Genomic DNA, 16,503 nt, shown 5'->3' with positions numbered 1-16,503 from the left:
CGCGCCTAGGCATTCATCGAAAAAGGCGGGAATCTACTTTCGATGTGACTATAACTCTTGTTTTTCTTTTGGTAAACAGCCCAGACTCACGAACCGTGGCTCCGGCAATTCAGCGGATCGCAGCGCGATCCCCACGCTCGCGGAACGACAATCGGGCGTTCGCGCCCAGCAGCGCCCGAGCCGGTTAGGCGGGACGTGACTCGGGACGGTGGCCGGGTAACCAGCCCACCGCGCCGGTCACCCGCCGCCGTTCCCATTGCCGCCGCCATCGCCACCGTGGCCGCCCCGGTCCGTCGGCTGAGGTGTCGGGGTGCCAGTGGGCGGACCGGGCGGGACAGTCAGCGACTGTCCCGAACTCACCTGGATCGTGACCGACGCCCCGCCGTCCACCAAGGTCCCGGCCGCCGGGTTCGTACCGGCGACCATCCCGGCCGGCTGGTAGCTCATGGTCGGGATCGGGTCGGGCGCCACGTTCAGCCCCAGACCCTGGAGGAGATCCCGGGCCTCCGCGAAGGTCTTGCCGGAGACGTCCGGGACGCTGATTCTGTTCCCGTAGAGCGCGGTGTCAGCCGGCTTCGGGAAGTCGCTGCCGCCGTAGACCTTGTCGAGCGCCTTCTGGATGGGTTTCACGATCGAGAACTTGACATTGCCGCCGCCGATGCCGTGGAAGCTGAGGCTCCGCAGCGGCGTCGTACCGGAGACGTTGCCGACCCAGGTGGCCTGCGCGACCTTGGTGGTGGAGGTGACGAGCCAGTTCTGCAAAGAGTCGTCGGTGGTGCCGGTCTTGCCGAGGACCGGCGTGTCGTCCCAGGGATTGGCGCTCGTCGCCGTCCCGTTCTTCATCACGCCCTGAAGCGCGTAGTCGACGCCGGCGGCGATGTCTTTGCTGAGACCCTGCGTACACGTGGTCGGGCTGACTTTGTGCTCGGTTCCATCCGTGTTCAGCACCTTGTCGATGGCGACGGGGGTGCAGAAACTGCCGCCGTTTGCGATGCCCGCGTAAGCGGTGGCCATCGTCAGCGGGGAGACGGTGTTGGTGCCGAGGATCATCGACGGGTAGGAGTTCAGCGTCCCGCCGGTCGCCGCCGTGTGGACGCCCAGGGATTTCGCGGCCTTCAGGATGGAGCAGAGGTCGAGCTTCGTCGCCATCATCGCGAAGGCCGAGTTGACCGACTCCGCCGTCGCCGAGATCACGGAGAGACGGTTCGCCGATCCCTCGTCGTTCTGCACCGGCCAGGGCGGACCGGAGATGCTGCCACAGCTGTTCGAGAAGTCGGACATCGGAAACAGGTGCTTCGACGCGTCCACGCTCTCGTAAAGCGAATGCCCGGCTTCTAGCCACGCCGCGAGGTCGAACGCCTTGAAAGTCGATCCCGTCTGGAATCCCTGCGACCCTCCGTACGCTTCGTCGGTGTTGTAGTTCACCGCCGTCGTGCCGTCCGCCGGCTGATCCGTGTTGTTGAACGCACGGTTCTGGACCATCGTCACGATCCGCCCGGTGCCGAGCTCCACCGAGACAGTGGACGCTCCGAGGTCGATGCCCGGCCGCGAGGCGGGAATGTACTTGCTGAGCGACTGCTGCGCCACCGCCTGCAAGTCGAGGTTCAGCGTCGTGTAGATCTTCAGACCACCACGGTTCAGCGTGCCCCAGCGATCGTCGCTCGTCTTGCCGTAGGCGGAGTCGTTGAGGATGACATCGCGCACGTAGTCGCAGAAGAACGCCGCGTTGTAGTGGGCCGCGGCAGCGCACCCCGAGCTGGACGGCGTGATCGCCGGCTGGATCGGCGTTTTCTGGGCCGCATCCCGATCCGCCGCAGTGATCTTCTGGTACACATACATCCGGTCGAGCACGTAGTCGCGCCGTTCCTTCGTCAGCTCGTACCCATTGGCCGCCCCGTTGTCCTTGTTGCCCGGCTCGTCGATCCGAAGATTAGCCGGGTTGTTCACCATCGCCACCAGGGTCGCGGCCTGCGACAGTGTGAGGTCCTTGGCCGCGACACCGAAGTAGTAGGCCGCCGCCGCCTGGATGCCATAGACCTGCCCGCCGAAGCCGACCACGTTCAGATAGCCCAGCAGGATGTCCTTCTTGCTGTACTTCTTCCCCAGCCCGACCGCGTAGCGCATCTCCTGGAGCTTCCGCTGCACTGTCACCCCCGCCGCGTCGTCGTAGCACGCCTGCACTTTCTTCTGATCGGTCAGCGCCTCGCACTTCTCGACCTCGACGTTCTTCACGTACTGCTGCGTGATGGAGGAACCGCCCTGCAAATCCCCGCCCACCAGCGTCGAGAGGGCGCCGCGGACCGTGCCGAACAGATCCACGGCGCCTTCGGAGTAGAAACGCGGGTCTTCGACGGCGACCGCGGCGTCCTTCACTGACTGTGCGATGTCCGCCCAGCCGACATCCCGCCGATTCTGCGCGTAAAATTGCGCGATCGGCACATCCTGCCCGCCCTGCTTCGCGTACAGGGTCGAATTCTGCGCGAACTCCTGAATCTTCAGGTCACCGGGAAGCTGGTTGAAGTTCGCTATGCCCACCGCAGCCGCTACGCTCGCCACCAGAAAACAGGGAAGAAGCAGGAGAGAGGTAAGCACTGCGGCGACCACGGCGAGGCCAAGGAACTGCAGGACCGCACGGCGCTGCGTCCGCGGCGTCCGCAGCTCGAACCGCTTGAGCGGCTCAATGCGCTCGTTGATCGCTCGCAGATGCGAGTAGTCGGGGAAACGCTCAGAGGTCGGCACACGACTACCGTTCCAGGCCGGGCTGGGTGCGAGGTCGACGCGCGGAGCGGGAAAATGCGGAGGTTCTCAGGAAGAGCGTGGCGGGACGGGCGCCGGGTCGGTGCGGCGATGCGGCGAGAGCCACCGCGCCCTCCGCGGCAGGAGCATAAGCGCTCCGCATAGCTGCGGCCGGAGTGCCGCTTCTGCTTCCTAGCGGGAAATCCTCTCCGGCGCGCACGGTGAGCGAGTGGAACGGCGATCGGCTTCACCGGTTCCAGCCGCAGCGGCTCCCGGCTCGCGCTCGTCCGACCGCGTTCAACGCTCGGCGGCCTCCGGCGACGGAGGAACCGCCACCCGGCGGGGATCGACCGCGACGCGGCTGCGCACGAACAGGAGCGCACCGACCAGCGCGGACACCCCGGCGATCACAGCGATCACCGCATCCACCATCGCGACCGGCTTCTCGTCGCCCGGTGTCGTGACGCAGAGCGCAGCCGCCACCAGAGCCAGCCAGCCGAGCAGAGCGACCACGCCCCACAGTACGTTTCTCATGCTCCTCCCTTCCCGAGAAGACGCCGCATTCCCAGACGACGGCACCACGATGCCGAACCCGGCGTCATCGCTCGGGCTGGGGATAGGGTGTCTCTCCCCGCTCCAGCATCCCCTTCGCCAGCCGGTTCGCGCGGCTCGCCGGGCTGGGGGCCGTGATGACCCGGTGGAGGTCCGCACGGCATAGCGGTTGGTCCTGTTCAGCGTCGCGAACCGCTCCGCGGCGGCGGCGCTCCCGGCCCGCGCACTCGCCAGGTCCTCCGGCACTTCGGCCGTCTTTGCGCCCGCGTACGCCCGTTCCCAGCGGCCGTCGGCCTTCGCCCGCGCGATCTCCGCGTGTCCGCGCTCGCGCATCCGACAGGCTTCGATCAGGGCCTCCACCAGCCGGATGTTCCGCTCCGACCACAGAGACGCCTTCCGCCGCGGAGTGAACCGCTGCAGGAAAGCCGCCGCGTCATGCGAGCGCTTCTGCCCATCGATCCAGCCGCTGCACAGCGCCTCGTCCAGCGCCTGCGCATAAGTGAGCGAGGTGGGTTCGGTCGTCCCCTTCTTCGCGAGCAGCAGCCACACACCGTCGGACGAGTCTTCGTTCGCGTCCAGCCAAGACCGCCAGGCGAGCGCGTCCACCGCGATCCGTGGGGTTAGGTCCTGGGCGGATTCCAGTGGTTGTTGCAACACGACGATTAGCTGGCGAGTAGTTTAGCGAGGCGTTCGGCTGGGGTTTCCCAGCCGAGCGTTTTGCGTGGGCGGGTGTTGAGCTCGTGGGCGACGTTCGTCAGGTCGGTTGCGGTGAATCGGGCGAGGTCTGTTCCCTTTCCCTTGGGGAAGTATTGGCGAAGGAGTCCGTTGGTGTTCTCGTTGCTGCCGCGTTGCCAGGGACTCGCGGGGTCGCAGAAGTAGACCGGGATGTCGGTGGCTATCGTGAACGACTTGTGAGCTGCCATTTCCGAGCCCTGGTCCCAGGTGATCGAGCGACGGAGTTCGCGTGGGAGTGTCTTGACGGCGCTGATCAGTCCGTCCCGGACGGATTCTGCGGTGCGATCGATGGGGAGATGGATCAGCATCACGAACCGGGTGGAGCGTTCCACGAGGGTGCCGATGGCGCTGTTGCGGTGTCCGCCGATGATGAGGTCGCCTTCCCAATGTCCGGGAACGGCGCGGTCCTCGATTTCGGCGGGACGGTCGGAGATCATTACCATCGGATCCGCGAAACGATGTCTGCGAGCGGCGCCAGAACGATGCGGTTTCCGCTTGGCCCGGCCGGTCCGCAGCACCATCGTGAGCTCGCGGCGGAGTTGTCCACGGCCCTGCACGTAGAAGGCTTGATAGATCGTCTCGTGCGCCACGCGCATCTCCGCATCGCCGGGGAACTCGCGGATCAGCGACCGGCTGATCTGCTCCGGCGACCAACGTAGCGTCAGCTTCCGTTGAACGTAACTGCGCAGCTGCGGATTGCGGACCAGCCTCGTGGCTTTCGGTCGCGGTCGGCGGCTGGCCGCTTTCCGATGCGCCACGTATGGATGGTAGCCGCCCTCTCCAGGAAGCTGATTCCGGCGAATCTCTCGACTGATCGTCGACACCGAGCGACCAAGCTTGGCCGCGACCCGACACAACGAAAGGCCGGCCCTGGTCAGGTCCCGGATCAGCTCACGCTCCTGCAGGGAGAGGAATCGTGGGTGGAGTGCGGCTTCGAGCGAACGCATCGACGCCCGCTGAACAGGATCAACAACGACAGGCACCCTGTCTTTGTAATCGACCACGCGACCATCTGGATAAATGCGTCGCCCGTTCGACTGTCCCAGAGGTATCCCGTGTTCGGGCTGATTCCGACTCGTCCCACCGCTTCGCGGCGCGAGAGCCCGCTGCTCCGCAGCTCCAGGTACTCGTCCTTGCATGGGTGCGCGCTCATGCCGCCGCCGGTGTAGCCGTGACTAGCCAGGCCCGCCTTGCGAACCCATTGCGCGCACGTCGCGGGGTTGAACCCTAGCTCCCTCGCCGCGATCGTCGTACTCCTGGACTCCTTGAAAATGACGAAGAAGGCTTCACGCTCCGCCTGGGTGTACTTCCTCTTCCCCGCACTGCGCCTTAAACGGGACACGGTCCTTGCAACTCCTAGAAACTCCAGATGTTGCAACAACCGCTAGAACCCAAGAAGAGGAGAACAGGGTCCCCTCCTGCCGGATTCCCCTCCGTTTCCACCAGCCCTCTCGGCGGCCCTCACCATAACGTCAGAGCTGTGGGTCAGGAGCGCTGCGGTCGTGGGCAGCAGCAGCGAACACCCCCCGGCCGAGCACCACCAGGAACAGCACCAGCGCCACCGTCAGCAGGATGTGACCTATTCCGGCTATTCCCGCGACTCCGGCGCTGATCTTCTCACCGAGAACCGTCAGAACCCCGTGCGCCATCATCGCACCGGCGGTGAGCAGCAGGCCCGCGTTGTAGATCCAGAAGAACCAGGCGAACAGGGAGCCGTACGCCAGCCCGAAGAGGCGATCCAAGATCAGCACCAGCAAGAACACCACGAACCCCAGCACAAGCAGGTGCGCGTGGACGAGGCTGAGCTGAGTCGCTCCCTGGAAGTGGTTGGCTTTCGTGAATTCTCGGAAGAACATTCCGGAGCCCACGCCGAGGACGAGGAAGACCGTGGCCGCGATAAAAGAAGATCTCATGCGGTCCAGTCTTCGCGGGGATGGGCCCGGCGGCATCATCCGAAAGATGGAACACGGACGAAACGGCGGGGCGGCCCGGTCAGGACCGCCCCGCCGTCCGGTTTCGCGGGGCCGGTTTCTCGGTCAGTGCCTCTTCGTGGGCTTCTTCTGCGCCCGGCGCTCGGCGCGATTGGCGGGGGCGGCATCGTCTGCGGCGGAGACGCGCTGACCGAAGGCGCCACGCTGGGTCGCCCCCTGCTCCGGCGCAGCCACGGCGGCTGAGCTGTGCTGCTGGGCCCGCGCGGTCGCCGCCTGCTCAATCTGACCGCGCTGGTTGCGGACCTCGACCTCGCCCCGCTCGCCCGGGGCCGAATAGCTGAGACGTGCCTCGCTGTCGCCACGGGCGAGGCCCTTGGCGGCGACGGCCGACGACTCGACTCCGTTGGGAGCCTGGTTGACCTCGACCTCCAGGTTGAACAGGAAGCCGATGGTCTCCTCCCGAATCGCGCCCATCATCTGCTGGAACATCGCATAGCCCTCGCGCTGGTACTCGACCAGGGGATCGCGCTGGGCCATCGCACGCAAGCCGATGCCGTCCTTCAGGTAGTCCATCTCGTAGAGATGGTCACGCCAGCGACGGTCGATCACCGAGAGCACGACACGGCGTTCGAGCTCGCGCATGGCGGTCTCGCCGAGCGACTCCTCGCGGCTCTTGTAGGCGATCCGGGCATCGGAGAGGATCTCACGCCGCATGAAGTCGCGGTTGATGCGGCCTTTGTTCCCGGCCTCCGCGATGACTTCGTCGATGCTGACGCCAACCGGGTACAGCGTCTTCAGCTCGGCCCACAGCGCATCGAAGTCCCAATCGTCTCCGCTGCCCTCGCCGGTGTGCTGATCGAGGATGTCGTCCACCACCTCGGTGAGGAACGTCTGCACGCGCTCGTGCAGGTCGTCGCCCTCAAGGATGTGACGGCGGTCGCCGTAGATCGCCTCGCGCTGGCGATTCAGAACATCGTCGTACTTGAGGACGTTCTTGCGGATCTCGGCGTTCCGCGCCTCCACCTGCGACTGCGCGCTGCGGATGGCACGGCTGACAACCTTGGATTCAATCGCCATGTCGTCCGGGACGCTGGTACGGCCCATGAGGCTCTCGGCCGCGCCCGCGTTGAACAGGCGCATCAGGTCGTCGGTCAGCGACAGGTAGAACCGGCTCTCGCCGGGGTCGCCCTGACGCCCCGATCGACCGCGCAGCTGGTTGTCGATGCGGCGCGACTCGTGGCGCTCGGTGCCGAGCACGTACAGGCCACCGGCCTTGATGACTTCCTCGGCTTCCCCGGCGACCGTGGCTTTGACCACGCCGAACACCTGGTCCCAGGCGGCTTCGTACTCCTCGGGCGTCTGCACGGGCGAGAGACCGCGCGCGTTCATCTCGGCGACAGCGATAAACTCGGCGTTCCCGCCGAGCATGATGTCGGTGCCACGACCGGCCATGTTCGTGGCGACGGTCACCGAGCCGAGACGGCCCGCCTGCGCGACGATTGCGGCCTCTCGGGCGTGGTTCTTGGCGTTCAGGACCTCATGGCGGACGCCCTTCTTGGCGAGCAGGCGCGAGAGGTACTCGCTTTTTTCGACGCTCGTGGTGCCGACGAGGACAGGCTGGCCCTTCTCGTGGCGCTTGGCGATGTCTTCGACCACCTGGTCGAACTTCGCCTTCTCGTTCTTGTAGATGAGGTCGTCCTGGTCGATGCGCTGCATCGGCTTGTTCGTCGGGATCGGGACCACACCGAGCTTGTAGGTGCTCATGAACTCGGCGGCCTCAGTCTCGGCGGTGCCGGTCATCCCGGAGAGCTTCTTGTAGAGACGGAAGTAGTTCTGAAGGGTGACAGTCGCGAGCGTCTGGTTCTCGGCCCTGACCTCCACTCCCTCCTTCGCCTCGATCGCCTGGTGGATGCCCTCGTTGTAGCGACGACCGACCAGGATGCGGCCGGTGTGCTCGTCCACGATGAGCACCTCGCCGTTCATCACGACGTAGTCCTTGTCGCGTTTGAACAGGGCGTTCGCCTTGATGGCGTTGTTGAGGAAGGAGATGAGCGGGGTGTTCGCCGACTCGTAGAGGTTGTCGATACCCAGGTAGTCCTCGACCTTCTCGATGCCGGACTCCAGCACGCCGACCGTGCGCTTCTTCTCGTCCACCTCGTAGTCGACCTGCGGCTCGAGGCGCTTCGCGAGGTTGGCGAACTCGTTGAACCAGCGGTTGGCCTCGCCCGAGGACGGACCGGAGATGATGAGCGGCGTGCGAGCCTCGTCGATGAGGATGGAGTCCACCTCGTCCACGATCGCGAAATAGTGGCCGCGCTGCACCATGTCGCTCGCCTGCCACGCCATGTTGTCGCGCAGGTAATCGAAGCCGAACTCGTTGTTCGTGCCGTAGGTGATGTCGGCGGCGTACTGCTCGCGGCGCTCCTCGGGAGTCTGCCCGGCGAGGATGACGCCAGTCGTCATCCCGAGCGCGCGGAACACCCGGCCCATCAGCTCGGATTGGTAACTCGCGAGGTAGTCATTCACCGTGATGACGTGGACGCCGCGGCTGGTGATCGCGTTCAGGTACGCGGCCGTTGTGGCGACGAGCGTCTTGCCCTCACCGGTTTTCATCTCGGCGATGTTGCCCAGGTGGAGGGCGGCACCGCCCATGATCTGCACATCGAAGTGCCGCATCCCGAGGGTGCGCTTCGAGGCCTCGCGGACGGCGGCGAACGCCTCCGGGAGAAGATCGTCCAGCGACTCGCCCTTGCTGTAGCGCTCGCGGAGCTCGACGGTCTCATGCATGAGCTCGTCGTCGGCCAAGGCGCTGAAATCGTCTTCCAGGGCGCTGACCGCTTTCGCGTACGCCTCCAGGCGCCGGAGGACGCGGCCCTCGCCGACACGGAGAACCTTTTCAAGAACTGAGGCCACTGATGCACTCCACTTTTACTCGATCGGGCCGGTGATGCCCGCGCCACGGCGGACGCACGCCGACGGTGGACTCCGGCAACGCTAGAGACATCGTACTTGCTCAGCCGCACAGGACGACCAGCGGATGCTGGGAGGCGGCTCCGAGCGCGCCGGGCGAAGAGGCGCCGATGGCGGGCACCGCCTGGGTACACACCATCGGCGCGTTCCGGACTCACCCGAGCTTGCGGCTCGCCGTCGCGACCTCCTGCAGTTCTTCGGCGTCGTCGTCCAGGGAGATGACGCCGTAGTCCCAGCCCTTGCGCCGGTAGACGACGCTCGGCCGCTTCGTCTCCTGGTCGACGAACAGGTAGAAGTCGTGCCCGACGAGTTCCATGTAGTAAAGCGCGTCATCGACGGTCATCGGCACACTCGCGAAGACCTTCCGCCTGATCACGACCGGGCAGTACTCCTCCTCTGCGCCCACGGGCTCCGCGTCGGCCGCGATCGCCGGGACGCTCCCCGTGCGCACCTGCTCGAGCACCGCCACCGATGCCGCGGACAGCCCGACGGCGCTGAACCCTTGGGTGCTCGCCTCGCGCAACGAGGTCGGGCGATGCTGGCCGCGATGGACCTTCCTCCTGTCTTTCGCTCGCCGGACCCGCTCGAGCAGCTTTCCGAGCGCGATATCGAACGCGGCGTACTTGTCCGTCCCCGTGGCCTCCGAGCGCACAGTGGCTCGCGGGCCGACGAGCGTGAGCTCGACGCGGTCGTCGCCGTTCTGGGTGCCGAGCTTCTCATTGTGACGGCTGACCTTGATCTCGAAGGAGATGGCCCGCTCTGCCAGGTGAGCGACTTTCTCCGACTTCTCGGCCGCGTATTCACGGAAGCGATCAGTGATTCCCAGGTTGCGTCCGACGATGTTGATGTCCATAGAGACCTCCCTGATCCGGTGTGATGTCCGCCCGGATCACGAAGGGCGGATTCGCTCACGCCTTTTGGACTACCGTAGTGCCCCGCCCCGGGATTCTGAACAAGAAAACATATATTATGTTCAATGGATTCTCTGAATGCTCGCTGGATGCTTTCGCGTGTGCGAGGAGAGGGGAGGCCGCTCCACCGCCGTCTCGTCATGAGAGCCTTCTTCATCAGGGCTTTTCACAAACCTCCCTTCAGGAACGCCCCTTCCTGAGGCCCCTCTCAGAGCCTCTCTCCTCCCCGCCCCGTAGCGGAGTGTGCGCAAGCGTCACCGCACCCACCACCTCGCCTCCGGCCTCCGCGATGGCGCGCGCCGCCTCGGTCACCGTGGCGCCGGTCGTGAGGATGTCATCAACGATGAGGCAGCGCCGTCCCGCGAGCCGCGGGGAGGCGCGCATGCTGCCGGCGCGATTCTCCGCCCTCCGGTTGCCCGGCATCCCGGCCTGGTCGGCCGTCTGACGCGCGAGGCGGAGCGCGCGCCACAGCGGTGGGACGAGCATCCGAGAGCGCGCCAGCAGCATCCCGGTCGGGTGGTACCCCCGTCGTCGCCAGGCGGATCGAGTGGAGGGGATGAGCACGGGGAGCAACGCAGCCGCACCGGCTGCCGCGGTGGGCGCGGGAGCCATCGCGCACTGCGCCTCGGCCACCGCGGGCCGGAAAGACCGCGCGAGGAACGTCGCCGCATCCGTCCGGTCGCCGTCTTTGAAAGCGAGCAGGATGCGGCGGGCGGCTCCGTCGTAGCGCAAAGCCGACCAAATCGGAAGGCCGGAGAAGGCGTTGGCCGCGACCTCCGGCGAGAGCGCGCGTTCGCAGACGGAGCACACGGACCGGTCACCGGCGCCGCACCCCGCGCCGCGCACGGGGAGGAGGACCCCCGCCGCATCGAGGAGGGCGGAGCGGGCGAGCGAAAGGAGGACAGGGCGCTTGAGTGATGTCTTCGTCATGCCACGAGCCTCCCGCGGACGCCCGCCCCGCCGTCTGCTCCGGGGAAATCTGTGGAGAGCTCATCGCACCGGTTTCCCTGTGCAGAAGTCCGAATCCCTGTGCAGAAGGCCGAGGGCCGGGGCTGGCCGAAGAGATCACGGCATCCAACGGGGTCAGGGCGACGCAAAAAGCCAGCGCCACGCACAAGGTCAGGGCTGCCCGAGCTGCACCGCGACCGCGCCGACCTTGTCCGCCTGCGTCTGCCATCCGGTCCCGGTCGGCGCCTGCAGGGTCCCGTCTGTCGCGAGAACCAGGTAGTGGGACAGCCCGCCCGCACCCACGATGACGCCCCCGAGAGCCGGGCCGGTGGTGGTCGTCATCGTGCCGCCGATGGTCTGCTCCGAGATGCCCGTGGCATCGCCGTTGGTGACGCTCAGGACGGCGACAGCGAGACCGGAGGTCCAGGCGACCGAAACCGGCTCGCCCTCCCCGACGGCGAGCTCGATCGGCGCGGTCAATTCGGTGGGGACCCCTCCGGAGCCGCGGAGCACACCGGCGACAGCGAGCGAGTACCCGGAGGCCGTGCGGAGGACCGCGACGACGCGCGTCCCGTCCCTCGACACAGCGAGTGAGACAATCCCGGTGGCGCCGGGCCAGTCAGCCTTCACGAGGTGGGGCTCGCCGGTGGCCCCGGTCGCCTGGAGCGCAGCCGGCGAGTCGGCCGGGACGGTCCACACCCAGCCGTCGTTGTCGAAGGCGGGCGCGATGATGCCGGGACGGGCCTCCACTCTGAGCGATTCGCCGCTCCGGCGCACGAGGAAAGCGCCCGCTGCGGAGAGGACGGCAGCCTGATCGCGTGCGGCATTGACGGTCACGGCCGTGGGCTGCAACGCGGCGACCCTGTCGCTCAGCCCGCTCAACGCGGTCACCGTCGAGCCGTTCAGCAGGCCGAAGGAATCGCCGCGGGAGACGATCGGGTGCGAGTCGACGGGCGGGTCTTGCAGGGCTGCGGCGGCATCGTTGAGCGGCGGGATCTGCTGGACATTGCCCTCGATCGACAGCTCCACCGAGCGCGCCAGGCTAGCGAGGCTCTGCTCCAGCTGCACCTGCATCCGCTGGAGCTGCGCCTGATCGGCCTGCGCCGCCTCGGAGCTGAGATCGACGCGCGCGACTCCCCCGTTCGTCGTGACGGAGGGCACAGCGAGCTGGGCGCCCTGCGGGAATGCGGAGACGACGGCCCCGTTCAGCCACTTGGCCGGGCCGGCGAGCACCGCGCTCGCCACCCGCGTGGCTGCGGCGGCGACCCGGGCCGGGAACCAGCGTGCGTCCGGAACGAGGTACCCGAAGCCGGGGCTGTAGAAGTAGAGCGTCTGCTGCGAGTAGACGGAGCGGAACGTCGGGTCGTCGACGACGACGCCGTTCGGCGCGACCGAGATCCGCCACTCCCCGTCTTGTCTCACCAGTTCGTAGCTCAGCCCGACCGGCGCTTTGCTCAGCACCGGATGGTAGACCCCGGTGCTGTCGACATTCGCGACCGGGCTGACATCCACACTCCACTGGTTGCCGTCGTGGTCGTAGGTGCGGTTGCGTCCGTCGTCCACAGTGACGGACTCATCCGGGTTCCAGGCGGCGCCCATCGGCCGCGTGAGGTACTCCCGGGCGATCTGGAAGTTGTTCTTGGGGCTGGATGCGGCGTCGATGAAGCCCTGGACGATGCGCTGCGGCGAAGCGCCCTTCTCGGGCGGGGACGGATTGAAGTCGAGGTCGAGCTGATCGCTGACCTGCGCGATCGGGCCGCCCTGACGCACGGGACCGGAATCCGGGATGCTGGCGCAGGCGGCGAGCAGGACGACGAGGGAAGCCACGAGAGCAGCGGCGACCACCCGATAGCGCGCGACCGCGGGGCCGCTCCGGCGGGTCATGCGCGTGCTCCGCTCTCGGGGAGGGGACGCGGTTCCTCCGTGGCGGCACGGCGCGAAGCCCCAGCGGCGGCATCCGCGTCGATCGGTGGCAGCGGGAGCGGCGAAGCGGCGATCTCCCCGCCAGGGACCCGCGGCAGAGTCAGCCGGAAGCAGGAGCCCTCCCCCGGGGCCGACCACACCTGAAGCCATCCGGAGTGCAGCGTCACATCCTCAAGGGAAATGGCGAGCCCGAGGCCGGTGCCGCCGATCGTGCGTTTGCGCGACGGGTCAGCCCGCCAGAAGCGGTCGAAGACATGGTTGACGTCCTGCTGGTTCATCCCGATCCCGTCGTCGCGGACGGTCAGCGCGACGGCCGTCTCGTTGCTGTCGACCGTGACGACGACGGGTTTGCCCTCGCCGTGCTCGATCGCATTGCCGAGGAGATTGCGGACGACGCGGCGGATACGGCGCGGGTCCATCCCGACATCGAAGTGCCCACCGGGCGCATCCAGGCGGAGCACGGAGCCATTCTGCCCGGACAGGGTGCGCAGCTCGTCCATGACCTCCCCGGCCAGCCGGACCAGATTGGTCGGCCCGAGGTCGAGCGCGACGGAACCGGCGTCGTAGCGACTGATCTCGAGGAGATCGGAGAGGAGGCGGTCGAAACGCTCGACCTGGGTGTGCAGCAGCTCGGCGGTCCGCTCGGTGGCCGGCGGGAACGTGTCGCGCTGGTCGTAGAGGACGTCCCCGGCGAGGCGGATCGTCGTCAGCGGTGTGCGCAGCTCATGCGACACATCCGAGACGAAGCGCTGTTGCAGCTGTGACAGGGTCGCGAGCTGGTTGATCTGGTTCTGGAGGCTGTCGGCCATCCCATTGAAAGAGCGGGCGAGGGAGGCGAGGACGTCCTCACCTCGCTCCGGGATGCGGACGGCGAGATCCCCCGCCGCCAGCCGCTCGCTGGTGTGGGCTGCGACCCGGATGGGCTCCACCACGAAACGGACGACCACCCAGGCGATCCCGCCGATCAGCGCGATCAGCGCGAGGCCCGCGAACAGCAGCGTGTTCTGGACGAAAATCAAGGTCGTCTCGGAGTCGCGCAGATTGTAGCCGATGTAGAGCTCGTAGTGGCCGTAGGAGGGCAGCGTCAGCTGGGTCCCCACGACGATGCCGGGGTCGGTCGAACCGGTCCCGGCCGGCAGCGCGACGGACTGGTAGAACTGCTTCGTCCCTCCGTTCTGCACCAGGGTCCGGAGCGGGGCGGATATGACCGGGTTCAGCGCCGGACTGCCGCGGTCGGGCGGCGCGAGGATGCTGGTGTCCTGCCCCGGCACCCGGTAGGCGGCGACGAGCCGGCTGGAGGTCGAGCCCTGCACCGACTGGAGCGCGGTGGTGAGCAGGTTCTTGCCGCTGTCGCCCGCCGACACATCCGAAGCGTTGAGGGTGGCCTGGGCTGCCGTCGTCGCCCGGCTGGAGTCGCGAAGGGCCTCCGAGAGCCGGGACTGGTACAGGTCGTTGCTGATGCTGAGCACCATGTAGACCCCCGTGATGAGAATGGCGACCCCGGTGAGCAGCAGCGTGATCGCCACCGTCCGGACCTGCAGCGACCGCCGCCACAGGCTCGCCAAGCGCAGCGGCGCCTGCCGCCACCATTCCCTGTCCGGCCACCGGAAGCGCATGCGAAGCCGTCCGGCGCTACGTCGCCGTACCGGCGCGGTAGCCGACCCCGCGCACGGTCATGACGATCTTCGGGTTGTCTGGGTCCCGCTCCACCTTGGCGCGCAGGCGCTGGACGTGGACGTTGACCAGGCGGGTGTCGGCCTTGTAGTGATACCCCCAGACCTGTTCGAGCAGCATCTCGCGGGTGAAGACCTGCTGCGGCTTGGCCGCGAGAGCGAGCAGGAGGTCGAATTCCAGCGGTGTGAGCGCGATGCGGGCCTCGCCGCGGCGCACCTCGTGGCCGGCGACGTCCACCAGCAGATCGCCGATGCACAGCTGCTCGGCCGGCGGGGCGACGGGAGCGGGGCGCAGGCGAGTGCGGATGCGGGCGACGAGCTCCTTGGGGTTGAACGGCTTGACCATGTAATCGTCGGCGCCGGACTCGAGACCTTTGACGACATCGGCGGTGTCCGATTTGGCCGTGAGCATGATGATCGGGGTTCCGGATTCCGCTCGGATGCTGCTGCACACTTCGATCCCGTCGAGGCCGGGGAGCATGAGGTCGAGCAGCACAAGGTCGGGCTTGGACTCCCGGAAGATCCCGACCGCCTCCGAGCCGTCCTCGCAGAACACCGGGTCGAATCCCTCGGTGCGGAGCACGATGCCGATCATCTCGGCCAGCGCGGTGTCATCGTCAACCACCAAGATGCGACTAGTCATTGGTCTGTAATTCCTCTGAGCTCCTCTCGGCGGCGCGAGCCGCACAGCAACGTGATAAGCGTAGTCGAGGTGGCCGCATGCGTCCGGGAAGCGGTTCGGCGTACCGAGGGGAGAGACAACGCCGTCGCCGCGGATGTGCCATCATGGAAGCAAGCGACAACCCGGGGGATGAGAGGTACTGTGTGAGCGACAACCAGACCTGGTGGACGCCGGACGCCCCCCAGGGAGCGAACGGCGCGGGCGGAGAGAGCGCCGGGAACGCGGCCGGTCAACGGCCGGGCCCCGGTCCAGCACACCCCGGCTACGCTCAGCAGCGTCAGACCCCCGCCTGGCAGCACCAGCAACCGGCCGGTCAGCACCAGCCTCTCACTGGCTACGGCCAGCAGCCCGGCTGGGCGCCACCGCCGAAGCCGGGACTGGTCCCGCTGCGGCCGCTCGGGTTCGGCACACTGCTCGGCGCGCCGTTCCAGGCGCTGCGGCAGAATCCGAAGATCACGGTCGGCGCCGCGCTGATCCTGCAGGGTGTGCCGTCCATCTTCGTCGCCGTCCTCACGAGCGCAATCGTCTCCCTCCTGCTCACGCGCGTGACGACCGCGAACGCCCAGGACCAGAGTGCGATCACGGCCGGGGCCATCGGCGGATCGATCCTGCTCGGGGTGCTCTCGATCGTCGTCTCCACCGTTTTTAGCGCGCTGCTGCAAGGCATCGTCGTCACGGAGGTATCGCGAGAGACGCTCGGCGAGAAGCTCAGCTTCGGTTCGCTGTGGCGGATGGTCCGCGGGCGGATGGCCGCGCTCATCGGCTGGGCGTTCCTGTTCGCGCTGGCCTGGCTCCTCGCGCTCGTGACCGTGATCGTGGTCGCGCTGGCCTCACTCGGCGGTCCGGCCGGGATCATCGGGGCGGTCCTGGTGGGGATCGCCGGGGGCTTCGGCCTGATCGCCGTCGCGATCTGGATCAACACTAAGCTCGCCATCGTACCGAGCGCGATCGTGATCGAGCGGTTGCCGATCGGCGCCGCAGTGTCGCGCTCGTGGCGGCTCACGACCGGGTATTTCTGGCGGACTCTCGGTGTCATCGTGCTGATCGCGGTGATCATCGGGACTGTGACGCAGATCATCACCACGCCGTTCTCGCTGATCGGGATGATGGCGGGCGGGATTTTCGCGCCGACAGCGCTGAGCGGCCAGGATCAGTCGGGGGTCGACCAGTTCCTCGCGGTGCAGCTCGGCACGAACATCCTGGCGAGCATCGTCGGCGCGGTCGTCGGGGCGATCGGCAGTGTCGTGCAGACCGCGGCTGTCGCCTTGCTCTACATCGACCTCCGGATGCGGAAAGAGGGCCTCGACCTGCACCTGGTCCGCTTCGTCGAGGCGCGACAGGCGGGGCAGGATCTTCCCGACCCGTACACGCAGCCCGCGCCGACCGCCCCCGTGTGGCCGGCCCCCGCACCGCCGGACGCTCCCTGGCCGGGCGTCTGAGAC

The 16,503-nt window shown here is 67.3% G+C and carries 12 protein-coding genes and 1 pseudogene; 1 reads left to right on the top strand and 12 read right to left on the bottom strand.

What is annotated here, in order from left to right; all coding sequences use genetic code 11:
- Positions 1-237: 237 nt before the first annotated feature.
- From LXX_RS02655 to mtrA, 12 genes and pseudogenes are all read right to left on the bottom strand, one after another.
- Positions 238-2,739 carry a penicillin-binding protein gene (locus tag LXX_RS02655; RefSeq protein WP_011185517.1) on the bottom strand — a complete coding sequence of 834 codons (2,502 nt, stop codon included), beginning with the start codon at positions 2,737-2,739 and terminating at the stop codon, positions 238-240.
- A 294-nt stretch (positions 2,740-3,033) separates the two neighbouring features.
- Positions 3,034-3,270 (bottom strand): hypothetical protein, encoded by a 237-nt coding sequence (locus LXX_RS02650; protein ID WP_141692840.1) that lies wholly within the window; start codon positions 3,268-3,270, stop codon positions 3,034-3,036.
- A gap of 64 nt (positions 3,271-3,334) precedes the next feature.
- Positions 3,335-3,930: pseudogene (locus tag LXX_RS02645) on the bottom strand (YdeI family protein).
- Between the two features lie 20 nt (positions 3,931-3,950).
- The gene (locus tag LXX_RS02640) at positions 3,951-4,970 is read right to left on the bottom strand and encodes an IS30 family transposase (protein ID WP_223227743.1); all 1,020 of its coding nucleotides are present in this window, start codon (positions 4,968-4,970) and stop codon (positions 3,951-3,953) included.
- On the bottom strand, positions 4,910-5,365 hold the full coding sequence (locus LXX_RS16515) for a transposase (protein ID WP_223227607.1): 456 nt from the start codon (positions 5,363-5,365) through the stop codon (positions 4,910-4,912). Before LXX_RS16515 ends, LXX_RS02640 begins: the two co-directional genes overlap by 61 nt.
- Before the next feature lie 130 nt (positions 5,366-5,495).
- Entirely contained in the window at positions 5,496-5,936 is a 441-nt protein-coding gene (locus LXX_RS02635; RefSeq protein ID WP_011185515.1) for a DUF2871 domain-containing protein, read from the bottom strand.
- 123 nt (positions 5,937-6,059) lie between these two features.
- Positions 6,060-8,867 (bottom strand): preprotein translocase subunit SecA, encoded by a 2,808-nt coding sequence (secA, locus tag LXX_RS02630; RefSeq protein WP_011185514.1) that lies wholly within the window; start codon positions 8,865-8,867, stop codon positions 6,060-6,062.
- Positions 8,868-9,078: 211 nt separating this feature from the next.
- Positions 9,079-9,777: a ribosome hibernation-promoting factor, HPF/YfiA family gene (hpf, locus tag LXX_RS02625; protein ID WP_011185513.1), complete on the bottom strand. Its 699-nt coding sequence runs from the start codon at positions 9,775-9,777 to the stop codon at positions 9,079-9,081.
- A 238-nt stretch (positions 9,778-10,015) separates the two neighbouring features.
- Complete coding sequence (locus LXX_RS02620) at positions 10,016-10,765, bottom strand: ComF family protein (protein WP_011185512.1); 750 nt, start codon at positions 10,763-10,765, stop codon at positions 10,016-10,018.
- 189 nt (positions 10,766-10,954) lie between these two features.
- Entirely contained in the window at positions 10,955-12,667 is a 1,713-nt protein-coding gene (gene lpqB / locus LXX_RS02615; RefSeq protein ID WP_050737812.1) for a lipoprotein LpqB, read from the bottom strand.
- Entirely contained in the window at positions 12,664-14,322 is a 1,659-nt protein-coding gene (mtrB, locus tag LXX_RS02610; RefSeq protein WP_011185510.1) for an MtrAB system histidine kinase MtrB, read from the bottom strand. The genes lpqB and mtrB overlap by 4 nt, the downstream gene beginning before the upstream one ends.
- 16 nt (positions 14,323-14,338) lie before the next feature.
- The gene (gene mtrA / locus LXX_RS02605; RefSeq protein WP_011185509.1) at positions 14,339-15,022 is read right to left on the bottom strand and encodes an MtrAB system response regulator MtrA; all 684 of its coding nucleotides are present in this window, start codon (positions 15,020-15,022) and stop codon (positions 14,339-14,341) included.
- 182 nt (positions 15,023-15,204) lie between these two features.
- On the opposite strand from mtrA, the gene LXX_RS02600 reads away from it, so the two are divergent.
- Positions 15,205-16,500, top strand: a complete 1,296-nt coding sequence (locus tag LXX_RS02600) for a hypothetical protein (RefSeq protein ID WP_141692875.1) — start codon at positions 15,205-15,207, stop codon at positions 16,498-16,500.
- Positions 16,501-16,503: the final 3 nt, after the last annotated feature.

This window comes from Leifsonia xyli subsp. xyli str. CTCB07 (assembly GCF_000007665.1).
Taxonomy (GTDB): domain Bacteria; phylum Actinomycetota; class Actinomycetes; order Actinomycetales; family Microbacteriaceae; genus Leifsonia; species Leifsonia xyli_C.
Note: the sequence above shows the minus strand (reverse complement) of the source record. Positions and strands in the feature narration are given on the sequence as shown.